Source organism: Achromobacter sp. GW823-FHT04E03 (assembly GCF_058796095.1).
In genome coordinates this window covers 86,935-113,631 of the sequence record NZ_JBXAIJ010000001.1, presented here as the reverse complement: position 1 = coordinate 113,631, position 26,697 = coordinate 86,935, and the positions used below count along the sequence as shown (strand labels likewise).

Annotated in this window: 23 protein-coding genes; 7 read left to right on the top strand and 16 right to left on the bottom strand. The window is 67.9% G+C overall.

The genetic code is table 11. The features are described 5' to 3' along the window. Positions 1-11: 11 nt before the first annotated feature. From AC1RHV_RS00535 to AC1RHV_RS00520, 4 genes are read left to right on the top strand one after another with little or no spacing between them, the layout of a single operon-like run. The gene (locus AC1RHV_RS00535) at positions 12-1,046 is read left to right on the top strand and encodes a fumarylacetoacetate hydrolase family protein (RefSeq protein ID WP_119449486.1); all 1,035 of its coding nucleotides are present in this window, start codon (positions 12-14) and stop codon (positions 1,044-1,046) included. Between the two features lie 12 nt (positions 1,047-1,058). Then, positions 1,059-1,727, top strand: coding sequence for a maleylacetoacetate isomerase (gene maiA, locus AC1RHV_RS00530; RefSeq protein ID WP_119449485.1), 669 nt, complete (start codon positions 1,059-1,061; stop codon positions 1,725-1,727). A 53-nt stretch (positions 1,728-1,780) separates the two neighbouring features. Further along, a complete protein-coding gene (locus tag AC1RHV_RS00525) occupies positions 1,781-3,133 on the top strand; it encodes an MFS transporter (RefSeq protein WP_175163930.1) in 1,353 nt (450 codons plus the stop codon). A gap of 38 nt (positions 3,134-3,171) precedes the next feature. Further along, on the top strand, positions 3,172-4,725 hold the full coding sequence (locus tag AC1RHV_RS00520; protein ID WP_492299598.1) for a fumarate hydratase: 1,554 nt from the start codon (positions 3,172-3,174) through the stop codon (positions 4,723-4,725). A gap of 46 nt (positions 4,726-4,771) precedes the next feature. Here the strand turns inward: AC1RHV_RS00520 and AC1RHV_RS00515 are convergent, their stop codons facing one another. Then, positions 4,772-5,590, bottom strand: a complete 819-nt coding sequence (locus AC1RHV_RS00515; RefSeq protein WP_175182094.1) for a DODA-type extradiol aromatic ring-opening family dioxygenase — start codon at positions 5,588-5,590, stop codon at positions 4,772-4,774. A 16-nt stretch (positions 5,591-5,606) separates the two neighbouring features. Next, positions 5,607-6,533, bottom strand: a complete 927-nt coding sequence (locus AC1RHV_RS00510) for a DODA-type extradiol aromatic ring-opening family dioxygenase (RefSeq protein WP_492299597.1) — start codon at positions 6,531-6,533, stop codon at positions 5,607-5,609. A 431-nt stretch (positions 6,534-6,964) separates the two neighbouring features. Between AC1RHV_RS00510 and AC1RHV_RS00505 the strand changes: the two genes are divergently transcribed. Further along, positions 6,965-8,974, top strand: a complete 2,010-nt coding sequence (locus AC1RHV_RS00505; RefSeq protein ID WP_492299596.1) for a PEP/pyruvate-binding domain-containing protein — start codon at positions 6,965-6,967, stop codon at positions 8,972-8,974. Positions 8,975-8,977: 3 nt separating this feature from the next. Here the strand turns inward: AC1RHV_RS00505 and AC1RHV_RS00500 are convergent, their stop codons facing one another. Continuing rightward, the gene (locus tag AC1RHV_RS00500; protein ID WP_125472194.1) at positions 8,978-9,955 is read right to left on the bottom strand and encodes a Bug family tripartite tricarboxylate transporter substrate binding protein; all 978 of its coding nucleotides are present in this window, start codon (positions 9,953-9,955) and stop codon (positions 8,978-8,980) included. A 1-nt stretch (position 9,956) separates the two neighbouring features. Then, the gene (locus AC1RHV_RS00495) at positions 9,957-11,240 is read right to left on the bottom strand and encodes an amidase (RefSeq protein ID WP_492299595.1); all 1,284 of its coding nucleotides are present in this window, start codon (positions 11,238-11,240) and stop codon (positions 9,957-9,959) included. 113 nt (positions 11,241-11,353) lie between these two features. Between AC1RHV_RS00495 and AC1RHV_RS00490 the strand changes: the two genes are divergently transcribed. Then, complete coding sequence (locus AC1RHV_RS00490) at positions 11,354-12,241, top strand: LysR substrate-binding domain-containing protein (RefSeq protein WP_233564481.1); 888 nt, start codon at positions 11,354-11,356, stop codon at positions 12,239-12,241. 53 nt (positions 12,242-12,294) lie between these two features. Here the strand turns inward: AC1RHV_RS00490 and lpdA are convergent, their stop codons facing one another. From lpdA to AC1RHV_RS00455, 7 genes are all read right to left on the bottom strand, one after another. Next, positions 12,295-13,698, bottom strand: coding sequence for a dihydrolipoyl dehydrogenase (lpdA, locus tag AC1RHV_RS00485; RefSeq protein WP_119449133.1), 1,404 nt, complete (start codon positions 13,696-13,698; stop codon positions 12,295-12,297). 2 nt (positions 13,699-13,700) lie between these two features. Next, complete coding sequence (locus AC1RHV_RS00480) at positions 13,701-15,029, bottom strand: dihydrolipoamide acetyltransferase family protein (protein WP_175213194.1); 1,329 nt, start codon at positions 15,027-15,029, stop codon at positions 13,701-13,703. Positions 15,030-15,032: 3 nt separating this feature from the next. Then, entirely contained in the window at positions 15,033-16,076 is a 1,044-nt protein-coding gene (locus AC1RHV_RS00475; protein ID WP_054456573.1) for an alpha-ketoacid dehydrogenase subunit beta, read from the bottom strand. Between the two features lie 2 nt (positions 16,077-16,078). After that, positions 16,079-17,311: a 3-methyl-2-oxobutanoate dehydrogenase (2-methylpropanoyl-transferring) subunit alpha gene (locus AC1RHV_RS00470; RefSeq protein ID WP_054456572.1), complete on the bottom strand. Its 1,233-nt coding sequence runs from the start codon at positions 17,309-17,311 to the stop codon at positions 16,079-16,081. Between the two features lie 172 nt (positions 17,312-17,483). Continuing rightward, the gene (locus AC1RHV_RS00465) at positions 17,484-19,880 is read right to left on the bottom strand and encodes a TonB-dependent siderophore receptor (protein ID WP_119449130.1); all 2,397 of its coding nucleotides are present in this window, start codon (positions 19,878-19,880) and stop codon (positions 17,484-17,486) included. Positions 19,881-19,941: 61 nt separating this feature from the next. Further along, positions 19,942-20,913, bottom strand: coding sequence for a FecR family protein (locus AC1RHV_RS00460; protein ID WP_175182245.1), 972 nt, complete (start codon positions 20,911-20,913; stop codon positions 19,942-19,944). Beyond that, entirely contained in the window at positions 20,910-21,422 is a 513-nt protein-coding gene (locus tag AC1RHV_RS00455) for a sigma-70 family RNA polymerase sigma factor (RefSeq protein ID WP_125472186.1), read from the bottom strand. Before AC1RHV_RS00455 ends, AC1RHV_RS00460 begins: the two co-directional genes overlap by 4 nt. Positions 21,423-21,568: 146 nt before the next feature. Here AC1RHV_RS00455 and AC1RHV_RS00450 point away from each other — a divergent pair, with 146 nt between their 5' ends. Continuing rightward, positions 21,569-21,895 carry a hypothetical protein gene (locus AC1RHV_RS00450; protein ID WP_119449127.1) on the top strand — a complete coding sequence of 109 codons (327 nt, stop codon included), beginning with the start codon at positions 21,569-21,571 and terminating at the stop codon, positions 21,893-21,895. A 60-nt stretch (positions 21,896-21,955) separates the two neighbouring features. Here AC1RHV_RS00450 and AC1RHV_RS00445 read toward each other — a convergent pair whose 3' ends face one another. The 5 genes from AC1RHV_RS00445 to AC1RHV_RS00425 all read right to left on the bottom strand — a co-directional run bounded on the left by AC1RHV_RS00445 (position 21,956) and on the right by AC1RHV_RS00425 (position 26,618). After that, complete coding sequence (locus AC1RHV_RS00445; RefSeq protein WP_041653427.1) at positions 21,956-22,549, bottom strand: nitroreductase family protein; 594 nt, start codon at positions 22,547-22,549, stop codon at positions 21,956-21,958. Between the two features lie 86 nt (positions 22,550-22,635). Continuing rightward, entirely contained in the window at positions 22,636-23,619 is a 984-nt protein-coding gene (locus AC1RHV_RS00440; RefSeq protein ID WP_082401186.1) for a Bug family tripartite tricarboxylate transporter substrate binding protein, read from the bottom strand. Positions 23,620-23,796: 177 nt separating this feature from the next. Continuing rightward, positions 23,797-24,612: an enoyl-CoA hydratase gene (locus AC1RHV_RS00435; RefSeq protein ID WP_119449125.1), complete on the bottom strand. Its 816-nt coding sequence runs from the start codon at positions 24,610-24,612 to the stop codon at positions 23,797-23,799. Further along, positions 24,609-25,355, bottom strand: coding sequence for a FadR/GntR family transcriptional regulator (locus AC1RHV_RS00430; RefSeq protein ID WP_054456566.1), 747 nt, complete (start codon positions 25,353-25,355; stop codon positions 24,609-24,611). Before AC1RHV_RS00430 ends, AC1RHV_RS00435 begins: the two co-directional genes overlap by 4 nt. An 81-nt stretch (positions 25,356-25,436) precedes the next feature. Then, on the bottom strand, positions 25,437-26,618 hold the full coding sequence (locus tag AC1RHV_RS00425) for a CaiB/BaiF CoA transferase family protein (RefSeq protein WP_054456565.1): 1,182 nt from the start codon (positions 26,616-26,618) through the stop codon (positions 25,437-25,439). Positions 26,619-26,697: the final 79 nt, after the last annotated feature.

The following is a 26,697-nucleotide window of genomic DNA, read 5'->3' as shown; positions in this document are numbered from 1 at the left end:
AGTACCTGAAGATGAAACTCGCCACCCTGACCAACGGCGCCCGCGACGGCGTCCTGGCCATCGTCAACCGCGACCTGACCCGCATGCGCGCCGTGCCGCACATCGCGGCCACCTTGCAGCAGGCGCTGGACGACTGGGCCCGCGCCGCGCCGCTGCTGCAGGCCGAATACGAATCGTTGAACGCCGGCGACGGCGCCAGCCTCCCCTTCGACCCCGCCCGCTGCGCCGCCCCCCTGCCGCGCGCCTACCAATGGCTGGACGCATCGGCCTACCTGAACCACGTGGAGCTGACGCGCCGCGCCCGCGGCGGCGAGATGCCGCCTTCGTTCCTGACCGATCCGCTGATGTACCAGGGCGCGTCGGATGACTTCATGGGCCCCTGCGAAGACATCACCGCCGCCAGCGAGGAACTGGGCGTGGACCTGGAAGCGGAGATCGTGGTGGTGACCGACGACGTGCCGCTGGGCGTGGACGCCGACACGGCGCTCGAACACATCGTGCTGCTGGGCCTGGTCAACGACGTGACCCTGCGCAACGTGGTGCTGCCAGAGCTGTCCAAGGGCTTCGGCTTCCTGCAGGGCAAGCCCGCCTCGGCGCTGTCGCCCGTGCTCGTCACGCCTGATGAGCTCGCCCCCTACTGGCGCGGCGGCAAGCTGCACCGCGCCATGCAGGTGTGGCTCAACGGCCAACAGATCGGCCGGCCCCAGGCGGGCGAGGAAATGCAGTTCCACTTCGGCGAACTGATCGCGCACGCGGCCCGCACGCGCCGCCTGGGCGCGGGCACGCTGGTGGGCAGCGGCACCATTTCGAATGCCAGCGACGCGGCCGGCGTGTGTTGCCTGGTCGAGGCGCGCGTGCGGGAGAAGTTGCGCGACGGCGAAATGCGCACGCCCTTCCTCAAGCATGGCGACCGTGTGTGCATCGGCATGCGCGACGACGCGGGCGCAAGCCTGTTCGGCGACATCGACCAGCAGGTGCGCATTCCCGGCACGCGCCCCTTGCCTGGCACCGTATCGGCCGACGCTTCTGAGCCCGCCGCTGCCTGACCGGAGACCGCCATGGCCGATACGCCTGCCCTCACCCTGCACAGCTACTGGCGCAGTTCCGCGGCCTACCGGGTCCGCATCGCCCTGGCCTTGAAAGGCCTGCCTTACCGGCAGGTCACCTGGCACATGGTCAAGGGCGAGCACCAGCAGCCCGCCTACCGCTCGCTCGCGCCCTTCGGCCTGGTGCCCATGCTGGAAATCGACGGCCTGCGCCTGCAGCAGTCGCTGGCCATCATCGAGTACCTGGACGAGCGGCATCCCGGCGCGCCGCTGCTGCCGGCCGATCCGGCGCTGCGCGCGCAGGCCCGCGCGCTGGCGCAACTGGTCGCCTGCGAAATGCATCCGCTCAACAACCTGCGCGCGCTCAAGCGCCTGCGCGCCCAGTTCGGCGCGGATGACGAACAGATCCAGGACTGGTACCGCCACTGGTGCGCCGAGGGCTTCCAGGCCTTCGAGGCGGCGCTGCCCGTGGCGCAGGACGGCGGCTACGCGCTGGGCGCCGCGCCCACGCTGGTCGAGTGCTATCTGATCCCGCAGGTCTACAACGCCTTGCGCTACGGCGCGGACCTGACGCCCTTCGAACGGGTCCGCGCCATCGTCCAGGCCTGCGCCAGCCTGCCCGCGTTCGTAGCGGCCCGTCCGGAAAACCAGCCCGACGCGCCGCAGAGCGCCGCGGCCTAGGCAACGCCTCCCAATAAGAAGCTGAATCGCCGCATTCCCCCACGGAGACAACCATGCAGACAGAAATTCCCGCCGACGGCGCCGCCGTCGCTTCCGCCCGCCGGTCCGCATCCGGCCCGCTGGTCAGCGCCGACGACCGCAAGGTACTGGCCGCCACCCTGGTCGGCTCGGCCATCGAGTGGTACGACTACTTCATCTACGTCCAGGCCGCGGGATTGGTGCTGGGTTCGCTGTTCTTCGCGCCCTTCGCCAAGGAAAATCCCGAGCTGTCGCTGATCCTGTCCTTCGCGACGGTGGGCGTGGCCTTCCTGTTCCGGCCGCTGGGCGCCATCGTCTGCGGCCATCTGGGTGACCGCTACGGCCGCAAGCGGGTGCTGGCGGCCACGCTGATCCTGATGGGCGTGTCCACCGCGCTGATCGGCGTGCTGCCCACCTACGCGCAGATCGGCATCTGGGCGCCGGTGATGCTGGTGACGCTGCGCGTGCTGCAAGGGTTCTCCGCCGGCGGCGAATGGGGCGGCGCGGCGCTCATGGCGGTCGAGCACGCGCCGCGCGACCGGCGTTCGCTGTTCGGCGCCTTCCCCCAGATCGGCGTACCGCTGGGCATGATCGTCGCCACCGGCGTGCTGTGGTGCATTACCTCCCTGGTCGGCCCCGACAACTTCATGGCCTGGGGTTGGCGCGTGTCTTTCCTGCTGTCCATCGCGCTCATCATTGTCGGCGTCTTCATCCGCCGCGCAGTCGAGGAATCGCCGGTGTTCCTGGAGATGCAGTCGCGCCGCAGCCATTCCTCGGCGCCGCTGGGCACGCTGTTGCGCAAACATCCGCGCCAGATCCTGCTGACCACGCTGATCTTCGTGGGCAACAGCACGGCGGGTTACCTGCTGGTCGGCTTCTTCATCAGCTACGGCAGCCGGGCGCTGCGCATGCCGCCACAGCAGGTGCTGATGATCTGCACGCTGGCCGCGGCCTGCTGGCTGGGCACCACGCTGCTGGGCGGCTGGCTGGGCGACCGCATCGGCCGCGTGCGCACCTTCCAGCTCGGCTACGTGCTGCTGGCGCTGTGGGCCATACCGATGTGGTCCTTCGTCGACTCCGGCGACGTCATGCAATTCGCCTTCGCCCTGGCCGTGCTGTCGGTGCCGCTGGGCCTGACCTACGGCCCGCAGGCCGCGCTGTACGCCGAGATGTTCCCGGCCGACGTGCGCTACTCGGGCGTGTCGGCAGGCTACGCGCTGGGCTCCATCCTGGGCGGCGCCTTCGCCGCGATGATCGCGCAGTCCATCATCACCGCCACCGGACAGTCCTGGCACGTAGGCGTCTACGTCATCGCCATGGCCGTGGTGTCGTTCGTCGCCGTGAGCCTGGTCAAGGACCGGCCCGGCGTCACGCTGCACGCCGATTGAACTTGATCCTCTGCCAAAGTCACCTGCCCTCGCACGCCATGAGCACCTTCATCCGCCAGGACGACCTGATCGAATCCATCGCCAGCGCGCTGCAGTACATCAGCCATTACCATCCGGCCGATTACATCGCGCACCTGGCCCGCGCCTATGAACGCGAAGCCAGCGCGCCAGCGCGCGACGCCATGGCTCAGATCCTGGCCAGCTCGCGCATGGCCGCCATCGGTAAGCGGCCGATCTGCCAGGACACCGGCATCGTCAACGTCTTCCTGGAGGTCGGCATGGACGTGCGCTGGGAGGGCTTTACCGGTAGCCTGGAAGACGCCGTCAACGCCGGCGTGCGGCGCGCCTACCTGGACCCGGACAATCCGCTGCGGGCCTCGGTGGTGGCGGACCCGCTGTTCAGCCGCGGCAATACCCGCGACAACACGCCCGCCGTTATCAACACACGCATCGTGCCGGGCGCAAGCGTGGCCGTCACTGTCGCGGCCAAGGGCGGCGGCTCGGAAAACAAGGCGCGGCTGGCCATGCTGAACCCGGCCGACAACGTCGTCGACTGGGTGCTGGCGCAGATACCCGCCATGGGCGCCGGCTGGTGCCCGCCCGGCATGCTGGGCATAGGCGTGGGCGGCACCGCCGAGAAAGCGGTGCTGCTGGCCAAGGAAAGCCTGATGCAGCCGCTGGACATGCACGAACTGCAGGCGCGGGCGCAGCGCGGCGAAACACTGGAGCCCGAGGACGCACTGCGGCTGGAACTGCACGAGCGCGTCAACGCGCTGGGCGTGGGTGCGCAGGGCCTGGGCGGCCTCACCACCGTGCTGGACGTGAAGATCAAGACCTACCCCACGCATGCGGCCGCCAAGCCCATCGCGCTGATCCCCAATTGCGCGGCCACGCGCCATGCAAGCTTCGTGCTGGACGGATCCGGCCCCGCACACCTGGCCCCGCCCTCGCTGGATCTCTGGCCCGACCTGGGACCCGGGCGCGGATCCAGCGCCGGTCGGCGCGTGAACCTGGACACCCTCACCCGCGAGGAGGTCGCGTCCTGGCGCGCCGGCGAAACCTTGCTGCTAAACGGCCGCATGCTGACCGGACGCGATGCCGCGCACCAGCGCATCCGCGAAATGCTGGCACGCGGCGAGCCCCTGCCCGCCGACTTCCGCGGCCGAGCCATCTACTACGTGGGCCCGGTGGACGCCGTGCGCGACGAGGCCGTCGGCCCTGCCGGCCCGACCACGTCCACGCGTATGGACGGCTACACCGACATGATGCTGGAGCGCACGGGACTGCTGACGATGATAGGCAAGGCCGAGCGCGGCCCGCAGGCGGTCGAGTCAATCCGACGCCACCGGGCAGCCTACCTGATCGCCGTGGGCGGCGCGGCCTATCTCGTCTCCCGCGCCATCCGCAGCGCCCGGGTGGTCGCGTTCGAGGACCTGGGCATGGAAGCGATCCACGAGTTCGAAGTCCAGGACATGCCCGTGACCGTGGCGGTGGACGCGGCGGGCGGCAACCTGCATGTATCGGGGCCGGCGCAATGGCGCCGCACGGCGGGGGCCAGGGAGATACCGGTGGCGCTGGCGGGCGCTGCCTGACCACGGGGATTGGCGCCCCCTCGAAGGCGCCGCGCGGTACGCGTCTTCAATCCAGCTTGAATTCCACCACGGCTCCGCCGCTGCCATAAAGTGGCGCATATTCCAGCACATTGGCGCCGCGGAACCGGTCGCCCAACGCGCCCAGCAGCCAGGACATGTGCTTGAAGCCCATCTCCGCCTTGGCCTGCCCGGCGTACTCGGGCATGAGTTCACGCAGTTTTCCGGCGTCGCCGCTTTCCAGCAGCGCCAGCATGCGGCGGTTCCAGTCGTCGTCGGTCTGGGAGATCAAGCGGTCGGATTCCGGCGCCACAGGCTCGCGGAACATGGTGTTGGACAGGCCGCCTATGCCGATGACCGCCGCCCGCTTGCCCTGGGCCGCGGCCGCCTGCAAGGCGATGCGGCTGAGCTGCTCCGTCTGCGCGTTGTCGTGATACAGGTTATTGGCCGCCAGCGTCACGGGCAGCTTGTCGGTGCCGAAGCCCATCAGCGTGCTGACCGTGATGGTGCCCGTATCGATCGGAAACTGGTCGTAGTCCACGCCGCGCGCATGGATGCCGGCGTCGCGGCAGCCCTGCACGCAGGCTTCTGCCAAGCCCGTATCGCTGGCGATGTCAAAGGGCAGCTCGCCGTACTCGTGCCAGTTCTCGTCCACGTGCACACCGGTGCTGCGCGCGCGGGTGATCCACAGCTGGTCCAGCACCGCCATCCACTGCGTCGAATACACCAGCACCACGTCGGGCCGGGAAGCGGCGAGCGACTCGCCGGCCGCGCGCAGCGCCTGATGCAGCCGCCCCCAGGGCGCCACGTCGCTGCGCAACTGCGGCAGCGGGCTGCCGGGAACGAGAAATGCGGAAACGAGGGTCATGGCATGTCTCCAACGGCTAGGCCGTAACGCCAGCGGGGGCTTCAAGGCGGGACAGCCCGGCCTCCTGCAGATTCCATTCCATCACCGCGTTGCCGGTGCCGATCACGGTGCCGTAGCCATGGAACTTGCCCGCCAGCTGCGGATAGCCCATGGCCGCGTGCATCCAGGTGAACGCGCCGGATTTCACTTCGGCGAAGGCTTCGTCGATGAACTGGGGCAGGAGTTCGAACACCTCGCCCATCCTGCCCTTGCGCATCAGTTCGATCATGCGGATGTCCCACAGATAGCCGTCGTAACGCGCCGGATGCTCCTTGGACATGTCCTCGGGCACCTCGGGCTGCTCATGGAAATGCCAGTGCGACAGCGTATTGCTGGCCAGCAGGACCGCCCGCCGCCCGCTCTTGCGTATGGCTTCGCGCGTGGCCCGGCCCAGCAGGTCCATTTCCTTGAGCCCCTCTTTGGTGTCGAGGTAGTACGGCGTGTTGTTCGCCGACAGCCCCACCACCGGGATGTCCCATTGCGGCCGCACCATGTGCAGCGTGGTGATGGTGCCGTAGTCCACCCTGAACTTCGGATTGCGCATCATCTTGGTGACCAGGCCCAGCTTGCTGCCTTCCTCGCAACAGGCTACGGCCAGTTCCACGTCCACGTCCATGCCGAAGTCGTAGCGGAACAGGTCGGGAAAGATCGGATCGACCGAGCGGCCCGCCAGGCGCGGCACGCCCAGGAAATGGTGGCCCACCTGGGTGATCCAGTGCGGCGAATGCACCAGCAGCACGTCGGGCTGCAGGCGTTCGATGCTCTCTCGCACGTGGTCGTAGGCCCAGCGCAGGCTTTCCCAGCCGCCGCGCGAGCGCGGCTCGTTCTGCGGCGGGTTCTCGCCGTACACCAGGTGTGGCGGGTGGGGAGCCAGGAATCCGGAAAGAATTTCGCCGTCCTTCATTGCTTACTCCTTTGCGAGAGCAGTGGGAACCCGTTAGGCCGATGCGACGCCTGTCATTTTGTACGTATACGTACTGGATTCGAGTATCGATTCGTGCAAGGCCGCTGTCAACGGGCGGCGCGTCCTCAGAAGATAGGGAGTTTCCCCGAGCGGCCACGAAAAAAAGGAGCAGCGATGGCTGCTCCTTTGAAAAGACCCTACGAAAAAACCGTTTCCATCATCGCGTGCGGAGATGGCCGGTTTCTCGCGGCGCCGGCGGGCGCGATATAGCCTTGGGCGGCATTACACGCCATCTTTGGCCCCATGCATATCACTGAAATTGGGTATTTTGCGTCCGGCAGCAACGTCAACGCATAGTTGGCCACATCCAGAAACAACCGCCCGCGCCACTCCGATATCATCGCGGCTCCCTGCGCCCCGCCCGCCCGTCCATGCGTCCATCACCCGCCCGCCGCCGCCTTTCCTCCCGCCACCTGACCCGCCTGATCGTCCTGGCCGCATTGGCCGGGGCAGCCGCCGGCTTCGGTCCGTCCGTCCAGGCGCAGACTGCCCGCAAGCCTTCGCCCTACGAGAACTCGCGGCCGTTGACTCCCGACGAGCGCGCGGCGCAGCCAGCGGAAGACGCCAAAAAGGCGGGCCCGGCCTTTCTGGGGAAAATCCAGACCCAGGCCGAATTCCAGCAGCTGGCCCGGGTCTACAACCCCGGCACGCCGTTGGAGATCCCCCACGTGCTGTTCGTGATCGACCGGAAACAGGGCGGCAAGATCTACTACCTCAACACACCGCGCTACTCGCTGCACGAGAACTTCGCACGTGAACGTCGCCTCTTGCCCGCCGACGACAAAGCCACGCTGATCGCCCAGTACAAGGACCCGCAGCGGCGTCTGCTGTTCGGCACCCTGAGCTGGCAGCGCGACCTGCCCGGCTACACCTATGAATTCTGGGAAGGCGACCGGCTCACTCCGGAACTGCTGCAGCTGACCGAGGAGAAACTGCAGGCCAGCTTCTACCAACCGGTGCGCTTCAAGGCCAATTCCACGCTGCATGAACAGCTCGCGCAAGACGCCGGCCTGAAGGCCGTGACGCAGGAATCGCTGCTGCGCGAACAGACCTTCCTGCCGCTGAACACGGGTCAGGCCCAGGGCCGGCTACGCATCGTGGCCTCGGTGGACGACACGCCGGATCTGGCGCCGACCGATATCCTGGTGCTGGACGAGGTCCCGGTCGCGCTGCCGCCCGTGGCCGGCCTGGTCACGCAACGGCCCTCCACCCTGCTGTCCCATGTCAATCTGCTGGCCAAAGGCTGGCGCATCCCCAATGCCTATGTGCGCGATGCCGTGGCGACGCTGCGCGAGCACGACGGCCAGTGGGTCGAGCTGACCGTCACCAATAATGCCTATCAGGTGCAGCGCATCGCCAAGCCTGAAACCGCGCCGCCGCCCAAGGCCGCGCGGCCGCTGCCCAAGCCCGACCTGACGGTGAAGGCAATCAAGCCGCTCTCCGGCATGGTCACACGCGACAGCCGCCATTGCGGCGTGAAGGCGGCCAACCTGGGCGCGCTGAAGTCGGCGCTGCCACCCGCGGCCACCGTGCCGGACGGCTTCTGCATCCCCTTCGCGCAGTACGCGGCATTCATGGCGCAGCTGCGCGTGCCGCAACGCATCGCCGCGCTGGAACAGCGGGCGGACTTCGCCAGCGATGCCAACGTGCGCCGCGCCGAACTGGCCGCGCTGCGCCAGGACATCATCCAGGCCCAGCCCGATCCGGCCTTGGCCGCGGCCTGGCGCGAACGCTGGCAAAAGCAGTTGCAGGGCCGCGGCGTATTCGTGCGCAGCTCGTCCAATTCCGAAGACCTGCCGGGATTCAGCGGCGCCGGGCTCTACACCACCGTGCCCAACGTGACCCAGGCCGACGCGCTGGCGCAAGCCGTGCAGACCGTGTGGGCCTCGGTCTACAACTACGAAGCCTACGAAGCCCGGCGCGCGGCCGGCATCGGCCAGGACGGTGTGGTGATGGCGGTGCTGGTGCAACAGGCCGCCGCGTCTGACAGCTCGGGCGTCATGATCACCCGCGATCCCTTCGACGCCTCGCGCCGCTACGTCACCTACATCTCGGCCAAGCGCGGCCTGGGCATCAAGGTGGTGGAAGGCAAGCGCCAGGCCGAACAGCTGATGTACTCCAGCTGGTCCAAGGCAGTGCAGGTACTGACCCGCTCAGCCGAGGACACCCAGTTGGTAGCCGACGCAGCGGGCGGCGTGCGCGAAGTGCCGATCGAGGGCGCGCGCCAGGTGTTGAACGATGCCCTGGTGGCGCGCCTGGCCGCGGTAGGCAGCCAGGTCAAGCAGCGCCTGGGCGGCGCGGACCAGGATATCGAATGGGCCGTGCAGGGCGACAACATCCTGATCCTGCAGGCCCGGCCGTATATCGACGGCAGCCGTTAGGCCTTAATCCGGACTCGCTCCCGAGGCCTGCACGACCTGCTTCCACTGCATGTACTCGGCCTGCTGCCGCGCCGCCAGCTCGGCCGGGCCGTCGTGCATCATGGTGACCCCCAACTGGTCGAACTTCTGTTGCAGCGCCTGGTCGGCCAGGACTTTGCGGATGGCCAGATGCAAGGTGTCGATCGCCGCGCGGGGCGCTTCCTTTGCGCCATAGAACGCCACCCACAGGTCGCCGCGGAATCCCGGTATGGCTTCGTTGATGGCAGGGACGTCGGGCAGCAAGGCGTTGCGCTTTTCGCTGCTGACGCCCAGCGCGCGCAGCTTGCCGGCCTTGATGCCTTCCACGGCCGAGGGCAGGCTGGCGAACAGCATCGGCACCTGATTGCCCATCACATCCGCCATGGCTGGCGACACGCCGCGATAGGGGATGTGCTGCATGCGCAGCCCGCCCATCTGGTCCAGCATGACGCCCAGCAAATGGTTCAAGGTTCCCGCCCCGGCCGAGGCGTACTGGTACTTCTCCGGATTGGCCTTGATCAAGGCAATGAATTCCTTCATGTCCTTCGCGGGAAAGGCCGGGTTCACGCACAGCACGTTGGGCACTTCACCCACTGCGGCGATCGGCGCGAAGTCCTTGATGGGATCGAACTTCGCGTCTTTGTAGACCCAAGGCACGATCAGCTGATTGCTGTTCGCCGTGAACAGCACGGTGTAGCCATCCTGCGGCTCGCGCAGGAACGCCTGCGTGCCCACGACGCCGCCAGCGCCGGGCTTGTTGATGACGACCACCGGCTGTCCCAGTTCGGCGCCGAGTTTTTCCGCCATGATGCGCGCAACGATATCCACCGTGCCGCCGGCCGCGGTGGGCACGACGACATTGATCGGACGGTCGGGAAAAGCGGCATGCGCCTGCCCCAATCCCGTCACCGCCGCGGCGGCGCACAGGGCCAGCACGCCCTGCCTCAGTTTCTTGAATCCCATTTCATTCCCCTCGCTGTTTCAGCAGATGATGTAAATCCCGGCCGACGGCGAGCAAGGCCAAGTCCTTGCCCAGATCGCCGACCAATTGCATGCCCATGGGCAGTCCCGCGCGGCTGAATCCGGTCGGCAGGTGCAGGCAAGGCCACCCCAGCACCGACCAGATCTTGTTGTATGAAGCGTCGCCGGTGTGCTCCAGCCCAAGGGGCGCCGGACCCGGCGTGCTGGGCGTAAGCACCAGGTCGGCGCCGCCATAGAGCGCGCCCCAGCCGTGGCGCAGCGCGGCCTGAATGCCGAGCATCTCGTGGTACTCCCCTGCCCCGATGGCCAGGCCACGCGCCACCGCCTGGCGCAAGACGGCGCTCAATGCATGGCACTGGCGCTCCACCACCGGCCCCAGACTGCGCGCGAACTCGTAGTGCATGATCACATCGTGCGCCTGCAGCAAAAGCGCCGTCTCGCGCTCGGCTTGCACAGGCACGCACTGCACGCCATGCGCGGCCAGCACCGCACGGGCGCGATCGATCTCGGCATGGCTCTCGGCACACAATCCGGCTTTCGGATTGTTCAATTGCACCGCGACGGTCAGTTGGCGGCCGGACGGTACGGGCGCGTGCGCGCCGCCCACGAGCACGTCCGCGATGAGCTGGGCGTCCGCCACGCTATTCGCGTACCAGCCTATGGTGTCCAGCGATTCGCAGGTGAGCTTCATGCCGTCCCGGAACACGCGCCCGGCGCTCGGTTTGAATCCCACCACTCCGCAATACGCCGCCGGGCGGATCATCGAACCTCCGGTCTGCGTGCCCAGCGCGGCTGGCACCATGCCGGCCGCCACCGCGGCCGCGGAACCGCTCGAGGAGCCGCCAGGCGTGTGCGCCAGCGCATGCGGATTGCGGGTGGGGCCCGGCGTCCTGAACGCGAACTCGGCCGTCACGGTCTTGCCCACCGGAATCGCGCCCGCCGCGCGCAACATGCCCACGCTGCAGGCGTCGAACGCCGCATTGCCGGCAATCAAGGCGGGCGCCCCAAAACCGGTAGGCATGTCGGCCACGTCGATCACGTCCTTGATGCCGATGGGCACGCCGGCAAGCGCGCCGGCGGCATGCCGCGCCGGTTCCATCTGCTCCAGCGCCACGGCGGGCAGCACATGGCTCCATGCGCGGATTGCCGGATCTTGCCGCGCGATGGCCGCCAGGCTCTGGCGCGCCGCCGCGAACACCGCCGCTTCGCCATCCCGCACTCTTTGAGCGATGGCAGCGACTGACGGAGAAATGGAAGCGAGGGACATGTGCGGATCCGGAATGCCGGCGGTGTGTAGCGATGCGGCATCTTAGGAACTCGACTAATCTATGTCCAATATGTAATTTCGCCCTAATTATGTCGAAATCAGAATTAATCTTCGTGGACGGTCGCTTGCTGGTCCTGTTCTGCACGCTGGCGGAAGAACTGCACTTCGCGCGGGCGGCGGCACGCCTGTTCATGACCCAACCGCCCCTCACGCAGCAGATCAAGCGACTGGAAGCGATCGTCGGCGTGCCGCTGTTCGTGCGCACCACGCGCTCGGTGAAATTGACGCCCGCCGGCGAAATCATGTACGAGCGGGCGCGCAAGATCGCGGCGGACACCCAGCTGATGCTGCGGCAAGCGCGGCGCACGGCCCGCGGCGAAACCGGGTCGCTGGTGATAGGCATCACGCCCAGCGCGGCAAGCTCGCCGCTGGTGTCGGCGCTCAGCCATTACCGCGATGCGCACCCCGAAGTCCGCATCGATCTGCGCGAAATGAACTCCGTCGACATGGAGCCCGCGCTGCGGTCGCGCGCGGTCGATGTGGCGCTGATGCGTCCGCATCCGCTGGATGCGGATATCGTGACCCGCGTCATCTACGAAGAGCCCCTGCGCGTGGCGCTGCGCCATGATCATGCGCTGGCGCATCAGCGTGATGTTTCGCTGGAAGAACTGCTGGAATTTCCCCTGGTGGGCTACCGCCAGGACATCTCGCCGTACTTCCGCAATATGATCCAGGCGCTGTACGCGCGTGCGCAGCTGAAGCCGGAAATCGCGCAGGAAAGCGTCATTCCCACCTTGCTGACGCTGGTGGAAGCCGGCGTCGGCCCTGCACTGGTGCCCCAATCGTTGTCCCGAATGCGTTCGGATTCATTGCGCTTCCTGCCTTTGCGCGATGTGGCTGGAGCCACGGCCCAGGTGGTGTTGGCAGCGTTGCGCGACCAAGGCAACCCTGCGGTGGAAGGATTCAGCGCCGCATTGGCGCAAGCCGTAACCCCTCGCTAGGCACTGTCCGGGCTTGCGGTGGAACGCCGCGCAAGCGCGGCGTTCCCTTGCGCCTAGATATGCAGCGCGTGCCCCAGCGCCTTGAGCGCCGCTTCCTGCACCGCTTCGCCCAGGGTCGGATGCGCATGGATGGTGCCCGCCACGTCTTCCAGCGTGGCGCCCATTTCCAACGACTGGCCGAACGCCGTCGACAGCTCCGACACGCCGCGTCCCACCGCCTGCCAGCCCACGATCAGGTGGTTGTCGCGGCGCGCGACCACGCGCACGAAACCGTCGGTGGATTCCAGCGTCATCGAGCGTCCGTTGGCGGCAAAGGGGAAGGAAGCCGTCAGGCAGTCCAATCCCGCGCTTTCCGCCTCGGCAGGCGACAGGCCCGCCACCACGACTTCGGGGTCGGTGAAGCAGACCGCCGGGATCGAAGCAGGCAGGAAGTGGCGGCGCTTGCCCGAAACCAGCTCGGCCACCATCTCGCCCTGCGCCATGGCGCGGTGCGCCAGCATGGGTTCGCCGGCGATGTCGCCGATGGCCCAGACGTCGCGCATGGAGGTGCGGCACTGGTCGTCGATGCGCAGCGCGTTGCCCTTGCGGTCGAGCTGCAGGCTTTCCAGCCCCCAGTCCTGCGTGCGCGGACGCCGGCCCACCGCGATCAGCACGCGGTCTGCCGGCAGCAGGGTTTCGACGCCCGCCGCGTCCTGCACGCGCACCGCATTGCCGGCGCCGTTCAGGCCCAGCACCTTGCGGCCCAGGTGCAGGTCCACACCCATTTTCGCCAAGGCGGCAGCCACCGGCTTGGTGAGCTCGGCATCGTAGGTTGGCAGGATGCGGTCCTGCGCTTCCACCACGGCCACCTCGGCGCCCAGCTTGCGGTACACGGTGCCGAGTTCCAGGCCGATATAGCCGCCGCCCACCACCACCAATTGCTTGGGAATGCTGGAAGGCGACAAGGCTTCGGTGGACGACACCACCATGCCGCCGAACGGCATGGACGGCAGCGGCGTCGGTTCGGAGCCCGCCGCCAGCAGCAGATGCTCGCACTGGATGCGGATGGCGCCGGACTCGCCGCCATCCACTTCCACGGTCTTGCCGTCCAGCAGCCGGGCCCAGCCGCGCACCACTTCCACGCCGTTCTTCTTCAACAACGCAGCAACGCCGCCGGTCAGCTTGCCGACGATGCCGTCCTTCCAGGCCACGGTCTGGGCCAGGTCGATGGCGGGCGCCGACACGGAAATGCCCAGCGCCGACTTGCCCGCGTAGTGGCGCGCCTTGTCGAATTCCTCGGCCGCGTGGATCAGCGCCTTGGAGGGGATGCAGCCGATGTTCAGGCAGGTGCCGCCCAGCTGGGCGCCTTCGACCAGAATGGTCGGCACGCCCAGCTGGCCGGCGCGGATGGCGGCGACGTAGCCGCCAGGGCCGCCGCCGATCACCAGCAAAGTCGTAGTCTTAGTGATCTGGCTCATGCTTACTCCACGAAAAGCAGCGCGGGTTGCTCCAGCAGCGCGCGCACCGCCTGGATGAAGCGCGCCGCGTCCATGCCGTCCACCACGCGGTGGTCGAAGGACGACGACAGGTTCATCAGCTTGCGCGCCACCACGGCGCCATTGCGGATGGCGGGCCGCTCGACGATGCGGTTCACGCCCACGATGCCGACCTCGGGATGGTTGATCACCGGCGTGGTGACGATGCCGCCCAAAGGCCCCAGGCTGGTGATAGTGATGGTCGACCCCGACAGTTCGTCGCGGCTGGCGCTGCCCGTGCGCACCGCCTCGGCCAGGCGGACGATCTCGGCCGCCATGGACCAGAGATCGCGCGCCTCGGCGTGGCGCATGACCGGCACCATCAGGCCGCCGTCGCTTTGCGTGGCGATGCCGATGTGGACCGCGCCGTAGCGCGTGACCACGCCGCCCTCATCGTCGTAGCGCGCGTTGATCTGCGGGAAATCGCGCAGCGCCACCACCATGGCGCGCGCCAGCAGCGGCAATAGCGTGAGCTTGCCGCGCGTCGCGCCCCACTTCTGGTTGAGGCTGGCGCGCAGCTCTTCCAGCTCGGTCACGTCGATTTCCTCGACGTAGCTGAAGTGCGGAATGCGGCGCTTGGACTCGGCCATCTTCTGCGCGATCTTGCGGCGCAGGCCGATGACCGGCACGTTTTCCTCGTCGTTACGCTCGGCGTAGGCCACGCCGCCGCGGGCTTGAGCGCCCCCGCCCTGGCCTTGCAGATAGGCGTCCAGGTCTTCGTGCAGGATCCGGCCTGCCGGGCCGCTGCCGTGCACGTAGCGCAGTTCGATGCCCAGGTCCCAGGCGCGCTTGCGCACCGCCGGCGAGGCCAGCGGTTTGTCGCCGGGCTGGCGCGCGACAGCGGCGGACGCCTGGCGCGCGGGCTTGGCCGGCGCAGCGGGCGGCGCGGCCGGTTTCGCGGGTGCGGCAGGCTCGGCCTTCGGCGCTGGCGCGGGCTGCGGCGCAGGCGCTGCGGCGGCAGGCTGTGCCGCAGCGGGAGCCGCAGCCGCCTTGGCCGGCGGCGCATCGGCGCCCGGCTTCAGGTTGCCCTCGCCTTCGACCTCCAGGCGGATCAGTTCACCGCCCACCGCCATGACCTGGCCCACGTCCCCGCCCAGCGCGACCACGCGGCCGACCACCGGCGCGGGAATCTCGACCGTGGCCTTGTCCGTCATGACGTCGGCCAGCGGCTGGTCCTCGGCCACCATGTCGCCGATCTTCACGTGCCAGGCGACCAGTTCCACTTCTGCGATGCCTTCGCCGATGTCGGGCATCTTGATGACATGAATACCCATCTCTCAACCCTCCATCGCGCGCTTGAACGCTTCGCCGACCCGGCGCGGGCCGGGGAAGTACGCCCATTCCTGCGCGTGGGGATACGGCGTATCCCAGCCGGTCACGCGCTCCACGGGCGCCTCCAGATGATGGAAGCAGTGTTCCTGCACCAGCGAAATCAGCTCGGCGCCGAAGCCGCAGGTGCGCGTGGCTTCGTGCACCACCACGCAGCGGCCGGTCTTCTTGACCGAGTTGACGATGGCGTCCAGGTCCAGCGGCCACAGGCTGCGCAGGTCGATGATCTCGGCGTCGATGCCGGTTTCCTCGGCGGCCGTCAGCGACACGTGCACGGTGGTGCCGTAGGTCAGCACGGTCAGCGCGTTGCCGGGGCGCACGATGGCTGCTGTATCCAGCGGCACGGTGTAGTAGCCGGTGGGCACCACGCTGCCCGGCCGTCCGGTCCAGGGCGTGACGGGCCGGTCATGGTGGCCGTCGAACGGGCCGTTGTAGAGCCGCTTGGGTTCCAGGAAGATGACCGGGTCGTCGTTCTCGATGGCCGCGATCAGCAGGCCCTTGGCGTCGTACGGGTTGGACGGCATCACCGTGCGCAGCCCGCAGACCTGCGTGAACATGGCCTCGGGGCTCTGGCTGTGCGTCTGGCCGCCGTAGATGCCGCCGCCGCAAGGCATGCGGATGGTCATGGGCGCGACGAATTCGTTGACCGAGCGGTAGCGCAGGCGCGCGGCCTCGGACACGATCTGGTCCGAAGCGGGATAGAAATAATCGGCGAACTGGATCTCGCAGACGGGACGCAGGCCGTAGGCGCCCATGCCCACCGCCACGCCGACGATGCCGCCTTCGGAGATGGGCGTGTCGAACACGCGCGAGCTGCCGTACTTGGTCTGCAGGCCTTCGGTGCAGCGGAACACGCCGCCGAAATAGCCGACGTCCTGCCCGAACACCACCACGTTGTTGTCGCGCTCCAGCATCACATCCATGGCCGAGCGCAAAGCCTGGATCATGGTCATCGGCGCGGAGGCCGGACCAGCGTTGTTATCGATAGCCATGATCAGACTCCGAGCTGCTGACGCTGCCGGCGCAGATGCTCCGGCATGTCCTTGTACACGTCTTCAAAGATGCTGGCGGCGCTGGGAACGTGGCCGTCCACCAGGGTGCCGTAGCTTTCCGCTTCCTTCTGCGCCGCCAGGATCTCGGCGTCGAGCTCGGCCTTGACGGCTTCATGCTCTTCGTCGGACCAGATGCCCAGCGAGATCAGGTGCTTCTTGAAGCGCGCGATCGGATCGCCCAGCGGGAAGTGGCTCCAGTCGTCGCCGGGGCGGTACTTGGAGGGATCGTCGGACGTGGAGTGCGGCCCGGCGCGGTAGGTCACCCATTCGATCAGGGTCGGTCCCAGATTGCTGCGGGCGCGTTCGGCGGCCCAGCGCGAGGCGGAGTAGACCGCCAGGAAATCGTTCCCGTCCACCCGCAACGAGGCGATGCCGCAGCCCACGCCGCGGCCCGCGAAGGTCGCGCCCTCGCCGCCGGCGATCGCCTGGAAGGTGGAGATGGCCCACTGGTTGTTGACCACGTTCAGGATGACCGGCGCGCGGTAGACGTGGGCGAAGGTCAGTGCGGTGTGGAAGTCGGCCTCGGCGGTGGCGCCGTCGCCGATCCAGCCGGAGGCGATACGGGTGTCACCCTTGATGGCCGAGGCCATGCCCCAGCCCACCGCCTGGATGAATTGCGTGGCCAGGTTGCCCGAGATGCTGAAGAAGCCCCGTTCGCGGTCGGAGTACATGACCGGCAATTGGCGGCCCTTGAGCGGATCGCGTTCGTTGGACATCAACTGGCACATCATGGTGACCAGCGAGGCGTCGCGCGCCAGCAGGATGCTTTGCTGGCGGTAGGTCGGGAAGCACATGTCGCCCTGCTCCAGCGCCATGGCGTGGGCCGTGCCGATGGCCTCTTCGCCCAGGCTCTGCATGTAGAACGAGATCTTCTTCTTGCGCTGGGCGGTCAGCATGCGCGCATCGAACAGACGCGTCTTCAGCATGTTGCGCATGCCCGCGCGCAGCTGCTCGTGGCTGAGTTCCGGCGCCCACGGTCCGACGGCGCTGCCGTCGTCCGCGATCACCCGGACCAGGCTGTATGCCAGTCCGCCGGTATCGACCGCGGCAACATCAATGGGGGGTTTGGGCACATCGCCGGGCGGCGACAGGTGCAGGTAGGAAAAATCGGTCTTGCAACCCGGGCGCCCTGTAGGCTCCGGGACGTGCAACTTCAACGGCCCATATTGGCTCATGTATTGTCTCCACGCTTGATCGTGTCATGCGCATTCTTCTTACCAAGACACTGCCCAAGGGGGTGACCTCGGACATTGCCATCGTCGGCCGGTGCAAAGGGATGAACATGCACGACCGGCAGCCAGAGTAGCACAGGGCGCAGCCCCGAGACAGGGGCCGCGCCGGGCCTCGCTACCAGCGGTAGCTGAGAGTCGCGTAGAGCGTGCGCGGATCGCCGTAGCGGCAACCGGTGGCGCCGGCGCACGACAGGTAACCACGGTTGAACAGGTTGCGCGCGTTCACGGTCAAGGACAGGCCGCTGAACTGGGGCGAGACCGCGCCGAAGTCGTACGCGGCCATCGCGTCCACCAGGAACTGGCCCGGCACCTCCGCGGGATAGCCCGGCAGATTGGTCGAACTGGCGTAGCGCACGCCGGCGCCCAGGGTCAGCCCGGGCACGCCCGCCGCCGTCAGGTTGTAGTCGGCCCACACCGCGGCGCTATGCAGCGGCACCAGCGTGGTGCGCTGGCCGACCAGTTCGGGCAAGGTGCTGCGGATGGTGCGCGCATCGGTGTAGGCATAGCTCGCGGTCAGGTTCAGCGCCCCCAGCCGCGCCTTGGCCTCCAGTTCCAGGCCGCGCGAGCGCGCCTTGCCGGTCTGCACCGAATAGGTCGGATCCACCGGATCGGCGGTCAGGGCGTTGGTCTGCGTCAGGTCATAGACGGCAGCGCTGTATAGCATGTCGCTGCCAGGCGGCTCGTAGCGCAGACCCAATTCGTACTGCACGCCCTTGGTCGGCTTGAAGGCATTATCGGCGCGGTCCATGCCCACGGTGGGCGCGAAAGACTGGCTCACGCTCACATAAGGCGCCAGGCCCGCCGGCGCGAGGTACACCAGGCCGACCCGCCCGGTGGTGGCCGTGTCCCGCTGCCGGGTGGCGGCGCCGCTGCCATGGCTGCGCTGGTCCGTATCGGCCCAGTCCTGGCGCCCGCCCAGCACCACCACCCACTGGTCATGGATCTTGATCTGGTCCTGCAGGTAGAAGCCGATGCCGTTCGAACGCGTCACGAAGCCGTTGTTGCGCGCGGTGTTCACCACCGGCACCGCGCCATAGACGGGATGATAGATGTCGCCCAAGGGCGCCACCGTGCCCGAGTGGCGGCTGGTGTCGTAGTTGCTGCGGTAATAGTCCAGGCCTGCCAGCACCGTGTGCTGCAACCCGCCCCCCTCCAGCTTGAATTCCAGCGAGGTGTCGGCGGCGATGCCATACGAGTTCTCGGTTCGGCTCACAACCCCGCGCCGCAGCGTAGTGCCATTGGGTTGCAGGCCACCGAACGACAGATAGTCCCACTCGCCGTAAGCGGTGAAGTAGCGCGCGCTCTGGCGCAGCTTGACGCGCTCGTTGAAGGCGTGCTCGAACACGTAGCCGGCGGTGTAGGTGTCAGTGTCATAGCGATCGAAGTCCGGTTCTCCGATGAACAGGTCGCGCGGGATCTGGCCGTTCAAGGTGTTGGCCGCCGGCATCGGAGCCGCGAAACGCGTGCGGATGCGCTGGTAGCTGGCCAGCAGCGTCAGCGAGGTCGCCGCGTTGGGCCGCCAGCTCAGGGCCGGCGCCAGGTAGGTGCGATCGTCGGGCACGTGATCGACCCAATTGTCGGCGTTGCGCGCCAGGCCGGTCAGGCGATAGGACCAGGTGCCATCTTCCGTCAGCGCGCCAGCGAAATCGCCCGACACCTGCCTGCGGGCGTAGCTGCCGGTCTCAAGATTCAGTTCGCGCAGGGGCTCGGTGGTCGGGCGTTTGCTGACGGTGTTGACCACCCCGCCCGGCGTGAGCTGGCCATACAGCACCGAGGCCGCGCCGCGCAACACCTCGACACGTTCCAGTCCATAGGGTTCCTGGCCGCCATCGTAGACGTTGGACTGCAGCTTGAGTCCATCGCGCAGCAGGCCCGAATTGCCGGTGGCCACGTTGAAGCCGCGCAACATCAGGTCGTCCACCATGCGGCTGAAAGCCGGCGACTGGGCCGCCACACCCGGCGTGTAGCCCAGCGCGTCGGCGACGCTGGCGGCCTTGACGACGCGGATCTGGTCGCTGGTGACCACCGACACCGATTGCGGCGTCTCGATCAGCGGCGTGTCGGTCTTGGCGCCGGCCATGCTGCGCAGGGCCACGTAACCGTCGACGTGGCCGGTGGGCGATTCGGCCGCGGCGGTCACGCGCACGGGCTCCAGCATGGCCGCGCCGCCCTGCGGCAGGGGTTGCGCGCTGAAGGTGCCGTTGGCGGTGATCCGCAGCTCCAGCCCGCTACCCATCAGGGCCAGCCGCAAGGCCTGTTCGGCGGTGTAGACGCCGACCACGGCGGGGGCCTGGCGACCCGCCACCAACGCCGGCTCGACCGACACGGCACGGCCACTCTGGCGCGCGATGCGGGTCAAGGTGTCGGCCAGCGGCGCAGCCGGCAGGTCGTAGCGCAGCGCGGCGGATGCGCCCGCCTGGGTGCTGGATTGCGCCTGGGCGGGGCCGGCCGGCACCGCCAGGGCAATGAGGAACGCGGCCGCCAGGCGCGGCGCGGAACGAACGGGGAACATGGAATCTCCTGCTGCAAGTGTGTGCTTCAGGAGGTATGTCCAGCGGACCCGGCGCAGGCGATCATTTTTTTTCGACTGACGGGCTGCGCAGGTCGATGCTGACCAGCCAGCCGGTCAGGGCGCGCACCTCGATCGGCAAGGTCTGGCGCAAGGACTCCAGCACCTGATCGGTGTCGTCCAGGGGAAAGGCCCCCAGCACCCGCAGCCGGGCGGCTTCGGGCGTGATACGCAGGAAACCGCGCCGGTACGGCCGCAAGGCCGACACCACCTCGCCCAGCGACCGGTCGCGCACCACCAGCATGCCGTCCCGCCAGGCTGCAGCCTCGGCCAGCGCGGCGTCCGGCGCGCCGACGCCATCCGCGCCGAAACGCGCGCCCTCGCCCGCCGCCAGGACCCGCCGCTGGCCGGCCGCGCGCACTTCGACACTGTGTTCAATCACGCTGGCGATGCTGCCCCGCTCATCGCGCGCCACCCCGAACACCGTGCCCAGGGCTTGCACCTCGCCATCGGGACTGGCGACGATGAACGGCCGTGCAGCATCGGCCGCCACCCGCACGTACACCGCGCCGGCCCGCAGCCGCAGCACGCGGGCGCGGCCGCCAAATTCCAGGTCCACCGCGGAGCGGGCGTTCAGGGTCAGCAGGCTGCCGTCCGGCAATGTGTGCGTGCTGCGCTCGGCGGTGCCGCTATGCAGATCGGCGGCCAACGTGCGCAATGGCGTCTGCCGGTCGACCAGGACAGCCAGGCCCCCGGCCGCCAATGCCAGCCCCAATGCGTTGCGCAAGGCCCGACGCCGCGCCGGCGCGGTAGCCAGGGCGGCTCCTGCGGCGCGCGCCGGGACCCCGTCCGGTAACGGCGCGAACGTGTTCTTCAACGCCGCAGCGACCGTCTCCCAGGCGGCTGCGTGGCGCGGGTCGGCGCGGCGCCAGGCGTCGAACCCGGCACGGTCGGCGTCGCCAGCCACGCCCGACGACAACAGCACCATCCAGTCGACCGCGGCCTCCAGGTCCGCCGGCAGCGTGGGCCCGCTCATGCCGCCAGGCGCGCCGCGACGCAGAGCGTGACGGCCTGTTTCATGCAGCGCCTGACGGTGATGCCCGACACGCCAAGGCGCTCGGCGATCTGCGGATACGTGAGTTCTTCCAGCTGGCTCAGCAGAAAGACCTGGCGCGTGCGCGCCGGCAGGCGCTGCAGGGCGCGGTCTATCTGCATCAGGGCCTCGACCGCCAGCGCGCGTTGTTCCTCGCTGGGCGCATGAGCCTGCGGCAGCAGTTCAAGGCTGTCGAGATAGGCCCGCTCAAGTTCGCGGCGGCGCCAGAAGGTGTACAGCGTGCGCTGTGCCAGCGTGGTCAGGAAGGCGCGCGGTTCCCGGATGACCTCGACCCGACTGCCGGTCAGCACCCGCACGAAGGTGTCGTGCGCCAGGTCGGCCGCATCGTGGCGGCAGCCCAGCCGGCGGCGCAGCCATTCCTGCAACCATGGATGATGGGCCTCGTACAGCTGGGCGGCGGTAGGCTGCGTCGGCTGCGCAGAATGGGACATATGGGGGGAGGCGCGATAGCGGGTCAATAAAAATAAGAATTATTGTTATTTATTCCCCGCCACGCAAGCGCGGCATGCGCCCCGCCTGCCCCATCCCAGGCTTGGAGCGCTCTATACTTGCCGTCCCTGATTCCCTGGAAAGCCACGTGCCCGGATCGACAGCCTCAAGATGGTTCAGCTGGACCGGCATCGTCTTCGCCGCACTGTACCTCGCCATCGTCATCCTCTGCGTTGCCGGCGCGCTCTCGGCCGACGGCGATGACAAGGGGCGTTTCGTGCTGCTGCAGTTGCCGCTGGCGCCGCAACTGGCGCTGCTGCATGAACTGAACCTGGACCGCCTGCTGGGAGACCTGTCCTGGGTCGGCGGCTATCTGCTGATCGGGCTGCCCACGCTGGCCCTCTTCTACTTCGCGGGCTGGGGCCTGGAGAAGCTCGTGCGCGCCGCATTCCGGCCGATCCCGGGCCGGCGCTAAGCCGGAGATGCCATAAAAAAACCGGCCATGGGCCGGTTTGCTTCATCCAGGGCGGCAGACTCAGACCGGACCGGTCCACTCCGTGACGAATTCGCGGTAGTCCGGGCGGTTGGCCGGCGGTACGGCGCAAGCCGGGGTGCCGATGGCCAGAAAGCCCAGGAAACGGTAGTCCAGCGCGTCCAGGCCCAGCGCGTTCTGCACGTCTTCGACGTAGGTGCCGATGCCGGTGCTCCAGAACGCGCCGTAGCCCAGCATGTGCACGGCGTTCAGGAGGTTCATGGTGGCGGCGCCGGTGGCCAGCAATTGTTCCTGCTCCGGGATCTTGGTGTTGTCGTGCGCAATCTTCTGCGCCACCGCGACGAAGAGCGGCACGCCGGCCATCCATTCACGCACCGACTTTTCCTTTTCCGGCGTCATGCGCGGATCGCCGCTGCGCTTGACGGCGTCCAACGCCAGATCGGCCAGCTTGCCGATGGCCTCGCCCTGGATCACCACGAAACGCCACGGGCGCAAGGCGCCATGGTCGGGCGCCGACATCGCCGCCTGCAGGATCTGTTCGAGTTCCTCGGGCTTGGGCGCCGGGGCGCGGAGGAACTTGAAGGAACGGCGGGTATTCAGGGCGTGCAGCGGGGTGGCGGTCTGGGTCGTGGTCATCGGATCGGGCGTCAATGAGAAAGAAACACAATTCATATTACGCCACTCCGCCGCCCCAGGCCGTCATCCCCCCGGACCGCCAGAGGTCATTCGATCTGGATGCCGACCTCTTTGATGACCCCCGCCCAGCGCGTCAGCTCCGCGTTGACGAACTGGCCCAGCTCGGCCGGGCTGCTGGCGCCGGGCGTGGCGCCCTCGCCCTTGAAGCGGGTCTGCAAGGCCGGCACGGCCAGCGAGCGCGCCACCGCCTGGTTCAGCACCGCCACCACCGCATCGGGCGTGCCCTTGGGCGCCATCAACGCATTCCAGGTGTTGATCTCGTAGCCCTTGAACATCGGGTCCTCCGCCACCGTGGGCACGTCGGGCAGTTCGGCCGAACGGTCGCGGGTGGTCACGGCCAGGGCGCGCAGCGCGCCCGCGCGAACCTGCGGCAAGGCAGCCGGCAAGGTGGCGAAGCTGAACTGGGTTTCGCCGCTCATGACCGAGGAATTGGCCAGCGACCCGCCGCGGTACGGCACGTGCTGGATCTGCACCTTGGCCTCCGAGGCGAACATGGCGCCGGCCACGTGCACTGGCGAGCCATTGCCGCTGGAGGAATAGTTCAGGTCGCCCGGTTTCTCGCGCGCCAGCTTGACCAGGTCGGCCACCGACGCCACGGGCAGCTTGGGATTGGCCACCAGCACCAGCGGGATGGACGCGATCATGCTGACCGGCGTGAAGCCGCCCACCGGGTCGTAGCCCAGCGATTTCTTGTACACGACCGGATTGATGCCATGGCTGGACACGGTCGCCATGAACAAGGTGTAGCCATCCGGCGCGGCCTGCTGCACGGAGGCCGCGGCGATGTTGCCGGCGGCGCCAGCCTTGTTCTCGATGATGACGGGCTGCTTGAGCTCCTTGCTCAACTGCTCGCCCAGCGCCCGCGCCAGGATGTCCGTGGTGCCGCCGGCGGCGTAGCCCACCACGATGCGCACCGGCTGGCTTGGGTACGCCCCCTGCGCGTGCAGCGGCGCCGCGCACAGCCACGCCGCCAAGCCAGCCAGGCCTGCCCTCAGATAAACCGCTTTCATGTCTGTCTCCTCGTCGCCGCGCTTCTGCTGCGCGGTCTATGGCCAGGCCGTCCCCGGTGGGATCGGTGGCCGGGTTGATCCGGTCCGCGGCGAATTCAGGACGCAAGCCTCCCCGGGCCGCGCCGGCGACGGCGCGGACCTGAAAGCCGCGTAGGGAATCCGGCCCGCGGCCGGAGATCAGGTACCGGTGAACACCGGCGCTCTCTTTTCCGCGAACGCCTTGCGGCCTTCGCGGTAGTCATTGCTTTCGAAACACTCCAGCACCAGACGGCGCATGCCTTCCACGTCGACCTCCGGTCCCAGCTGCTGAAGCTGTCGGATCATCTTCTTGCCGGCGCGCAGCGTCAGCGGGGCGTTGGCCTGGATCTGGGCCAGCATGGTTTCCAGCACCTGCGGCAGTTCGTCCACCGGCGCGACCCTGCGGATCAGGCCCAGCTCCTTGGCTTCGCGGGCGTCATAGCGCGCCGCCGTCAGGAAGATTTCCAGCGCGTTGGCCGGGCCGACCGCCGTCACCAGGTTGCGGATCGCGGTCAGGCGGTAGCCCAGGCCCAGCTTGCCTGCGGGAATCGCGAAGCTGCTGTTGTCGGAAGCGATGCGGATGTCGCAGCACAGGGCAATGTTCAGGCCGCCGCCGATGCAATAGCCCTGGATGTACGCGATCGTGGGCTTGTCGTAGTCGTACAGCGCCAGCTGCGCGGTTTCGGCCACGCGCTCGTACTCCACCACCGCGTCCTCGCCGCTGCGCAGCTTGTCGAACTGCGAGATGTTGGCGCCGCTGACGAAGGCCTTGCCGCCCGCGCCCTGCAGCACCACTGCCCGGATCTCCGGGTCCTGGCGGAAAGCTTCCAGCACTACCGGCACCGCTTCCCACATGGCGAACGATACGGCGTTGTGCCGCTGCGGATCGTTGAAAGTCAGCCAACCTATCGCGCCACGCTTCTCGGCCACGATGTTGTCGGTAATGTCGCCCTGCAGGATGCGTTGTATGGTCACGGTTGCTTTCCTTGTATGACTGTCTGGTGCCGTTGTATGCCGTTGGTCAGGTGGACGCGCATGGCAAGGCGCGCTGCCTCGCTGTCGCCGGCGACGATGGCATCGAAGATGCGGTGATGTTCGCGTTCGATTTCCGGCACGCGCTCGGTGCCGGCGCTGGTGTAGCGCAGCGTGCGCACGGCGCCGCGGAACACGTGGCGCAGGTGCGCCAACAGGCGCACGAAATAAGGGTTGTTGGTGGCCTCGCCCACGGCCATGTGGAAGTCCAGCGCGTGGTCGGCGCCGGCCTGCCAGTCATTGCCTGCCGCGTCGACCCGTTGCAGGGCCTGGCGCAGGGTTTCGATCTGTTCGGGGGTACGGTGCAGGGCCGCCTGCGCGGCCGCGCCGGATTCCAGTTCCACGCGCAGCTGGAAGATGTGCGCCAGCGGCTCGGGCTGCAGCAGGTCTTCCGGCGCGATTTCGAAATTGCGCGTGCCCACGTCCTGCGCCACGAAGGACCCCACGCCGCGCCGCGTATCCACATACCCCGACAGCTTCAGCCTCGCGATCGCCTCGCGCACCACATTGCGGCTGACGGCGAACATCTGCGCCAGTTCGAACTCGGTGGGCAGGCGCTGGCCGGGCTCGAATTCGCGCGCCACGATCTTCTGGCGGATCTGCGAAGCGATCTCGTCCGGCAGGTTGTCGGGGCGTCCCAGGCTGGAAAAGACCTGGTCGGCGGCGGCGGTGGATGGTGCGTTCATGTCTGGGCTGTCTCCGTCTGGGCCGCCGGATACGCGGGCGGCCTTGGCGGCGATTTTATGCTCGGTGCCTGGACGTATCCCTTAAATGACGCCTTCGCGGGCCAGCTGCTGCAAGTCGGCAGGCGCCAATCCCAGCATGCCGCCATAGACGTCGCCGTTGTGCTGGCCGCGTTCGGGCGCGGGCGCCATTTCCCCGGTGGTGGAACGGCTCAGGATCATGGGCTGCCCCACCACCGAAATCGGCCCCAGCGCGGGATGGCGGATCTCCCGGCTGAGCCCCAGGTGGCGCACCTGCGGATCCTCGAATGTCTGGTCCATGCCCAGGATCGGACCGCAAGGCACGCCTTCCTTGTTCATCAGCGCTATCCATTCGGCGGTGGGCCGGGTCGCGGTGCGCGCGCCGATGGCCGCGTTCAGCGCGGGTCGGTTGCGCGCCCGCAGCGGTACCGTCAGGAAGCGCTCGTCCTCGATCAGTTCCGGCAATTCCAGCACGCGGCACAGGCGCGCATAGATGTCGTTGCCCATGGCCGCGATGTTCATATAGCCGTCGCTGGTGGGGAACACGCCGGTCGGGCTGCTGGTGGGATGGTCGTTGCCGCTCTGGCCAGGCACCTCGCCGTTCATCAGCCAGCGCATCGCCTGGAAATCCATCATCCAGACCTGCGATTGCAACAGCGATGTCTGCACCCACTGTCCTTGCCCCGACACCTCGCGCTCCAGCAGCGCGATGAAGATGCCGATGGCGCAGAACAGGCCAGAGGTCAGGTCCGCCACCGGAATCCCCGCCCGCATGGGGCCGCGGCCGGGTTCGCCCGTCACCGACATCAGCCCGCCTATGCCCTGCGCGATCTGGTCCAGCCCCGGGCGTCCGGCGTAGGGGCCGTCCTGGCCGAAGCCGGACACGCTGGCGTAGACGATGCGCGGGTTCACCTGGCGCAGCGTCTCGTAGTCGATGCCCAGCTTGAACTTGACGTTGGGCCGATAGTTTTCCACCACCACGTCAGCCTGGCGCACCAGGTCCAGGAACAGCGCCCGGCCCTGCGGATGCTTCAGGTTCAGCGTGACGCTGCGCTTGTTGCGGTGGGTGTTCTGGTAGTCCGCGAACTGGGCGGAGCCGCCCGGCTTGTCGTCCTGCTCGTCGCCCGGCTCTTCGATCTTGATGACGGTGGCGCCCCAGTCCGCGAACTGGCGCACGGCGGCGGGACCCGAGCGCACTCGCGTCAGGTCCAGGACGGTGAATCGGCCCAAGGGCTTGGAATCCATGCTTGTCTGCCTCTCTGTATGGCGCCGCCAATCGTCGACCGCGGCTGCCTTGTCATTATTTGTTGGATGTTGGACATCT

Bases quoted from the DNA above. Each gene is read 5' to 3' on its own strand.
- AC1RHV_RS00475 (WP_054456573.1), bottom strand. From the start codon at position 16,076: ATGGCTATCGATAACAACGCTGGTCCGGCCTCCGCGCCGATGACCATG.
- AC1RHV_RS00465 (WP_119449130.1), bottom strand. From the start codon at position 19,880: ATGTTCCCCGTTCGTTCCGCGCCGCGCCTGGCGGCCGCGTTCCTCATT.
- AC1RHV_RS00460 (WP_175182245.1), bottom strand. From the start codon at position 20,913: ATGAGCGGGCCCACGCTGCCGGCGGACCTGGAGGCCGCGGTCGACTGG.
- AC1RHV_RS00510 (WP_492299597.1), bottom strand. From the start codon at position 6,533: ATGAAGGACGGCGAAATTCTTTCCGGATTCCTGGCTCCCCACCCGCCA.
- AC1RHV_RS00525 (WP_175163930.1), top strand. From the start codon at position 1,781: ATGCAGACAGAAATTCCCGCCGACGGCGCCGCCGTCGCTTCCGCCCGC.
- AC1RHV_RS00440 (WP_082401186.1), bottom strand. From the start codon at position 23,619: ATGAAAGCGGTTTATCTGAGGGCAGGCCTGGCTGGCTTGGCGGCGTGG.
- AC1RHV_RS00535 (WP_119449486.1), top strand. From the start codon at position 12: ATGAAACTCGCCACCCTGACCAACGGCGCCCGCGACGGCGTCCTGGCC.
- AC1RHV_RS00445 (WP_041653427.1), bottom strand. From the start codon at position 22,549: ATGACCACGACCCAGACCGCCACCCCGCTGCACGCCCTGAATACCCGC.
- maiA (WP_119449485.1), top strand. From the start codon at position 1,059: ATGGCCGATACGCCTGCCCTCACCCTGCACAGCTACTGGCGCAGTTCC.
- AC1RHV_RS00455 (WP_125472186.1), bottom strand. From the start codon at position 21,422: ATGTCCCATTCTGCGCAGCCGACGCAGCCTACCGCCGCCCAGCTGTAC.
- AC1RHV_RS00515 (WP_175182094.1), bottom strand. From the start codon at position 5,590: ATGACCCTCGTTTCCGCATTTCTCGTTCCCGGCAGCCCGCTGCCGCAG.
- AC1RHV_RS00480 (WP_175213194.1), bottom strand. From the start codon at position 15,029: ATGGGTATTCATGTCATCAAGATGCCCGACATCGGCGAAGGCATCGCA.
- AC1RHV_RS00520 (WP_492299598.1), top strand. From the start codon at position 3,172: ATGAGCACCTTCATCCGCCAGGACGACCTGATCGAATCCATCGCCAGC.
- AC1RHV_RS00430 (WP_054456566.1), bottom strand. From the start codon at position 25,355: ATGAACGCACCATCCACCGCCGCCGCCGACCAGGTCTTTTCCAGCCTG.
- lpdA (WP_119449133.1), bottom strand. From the start codon at position 13,698: ATGAGCCAGATCACTAAGACTACGACTTTGCTGGTGATCGGCGGCGGC.
- AC1RHV_RS00500 (WP_125472194.1), bottom strand. From the start codon at position 9,955: ATGGGATTCAAGAAACTGAGGCAGGGCGTGCTGGCCCTGTGCGCCGCC.
- AC1RHV_RS00495 (WP_492299595.1), bottom strand. From the start codon at position 11,240: ATGTCCCTCGCTTCCATTTCTCCGTCAGTCGCTGCCATCGCTCAAAGA.
- AC1RHV_RS00425 (WP_054456565.1), bottom strand. From the start codon at position 26,618: ATGGATTCCAAGCCCTTGGGCCGATTCACCGTCCTGGACCTGACGCGA.
- AC1RHV_RS00470 (WP_054456572.1), bottom strand. From the start codon at position 17,311: ATGAGCCAATATGGGCCGTTGAAGTTGCACGTCCCGGAGCCTACAGGG.
- AC1RHV_RS00505 (WP_492299596.1), top strand. From the start codon at position 6,965: ATGCGTCCATCACCCGCCCGCCGCCGCCTTTCCTCCCGCCACCTGACC.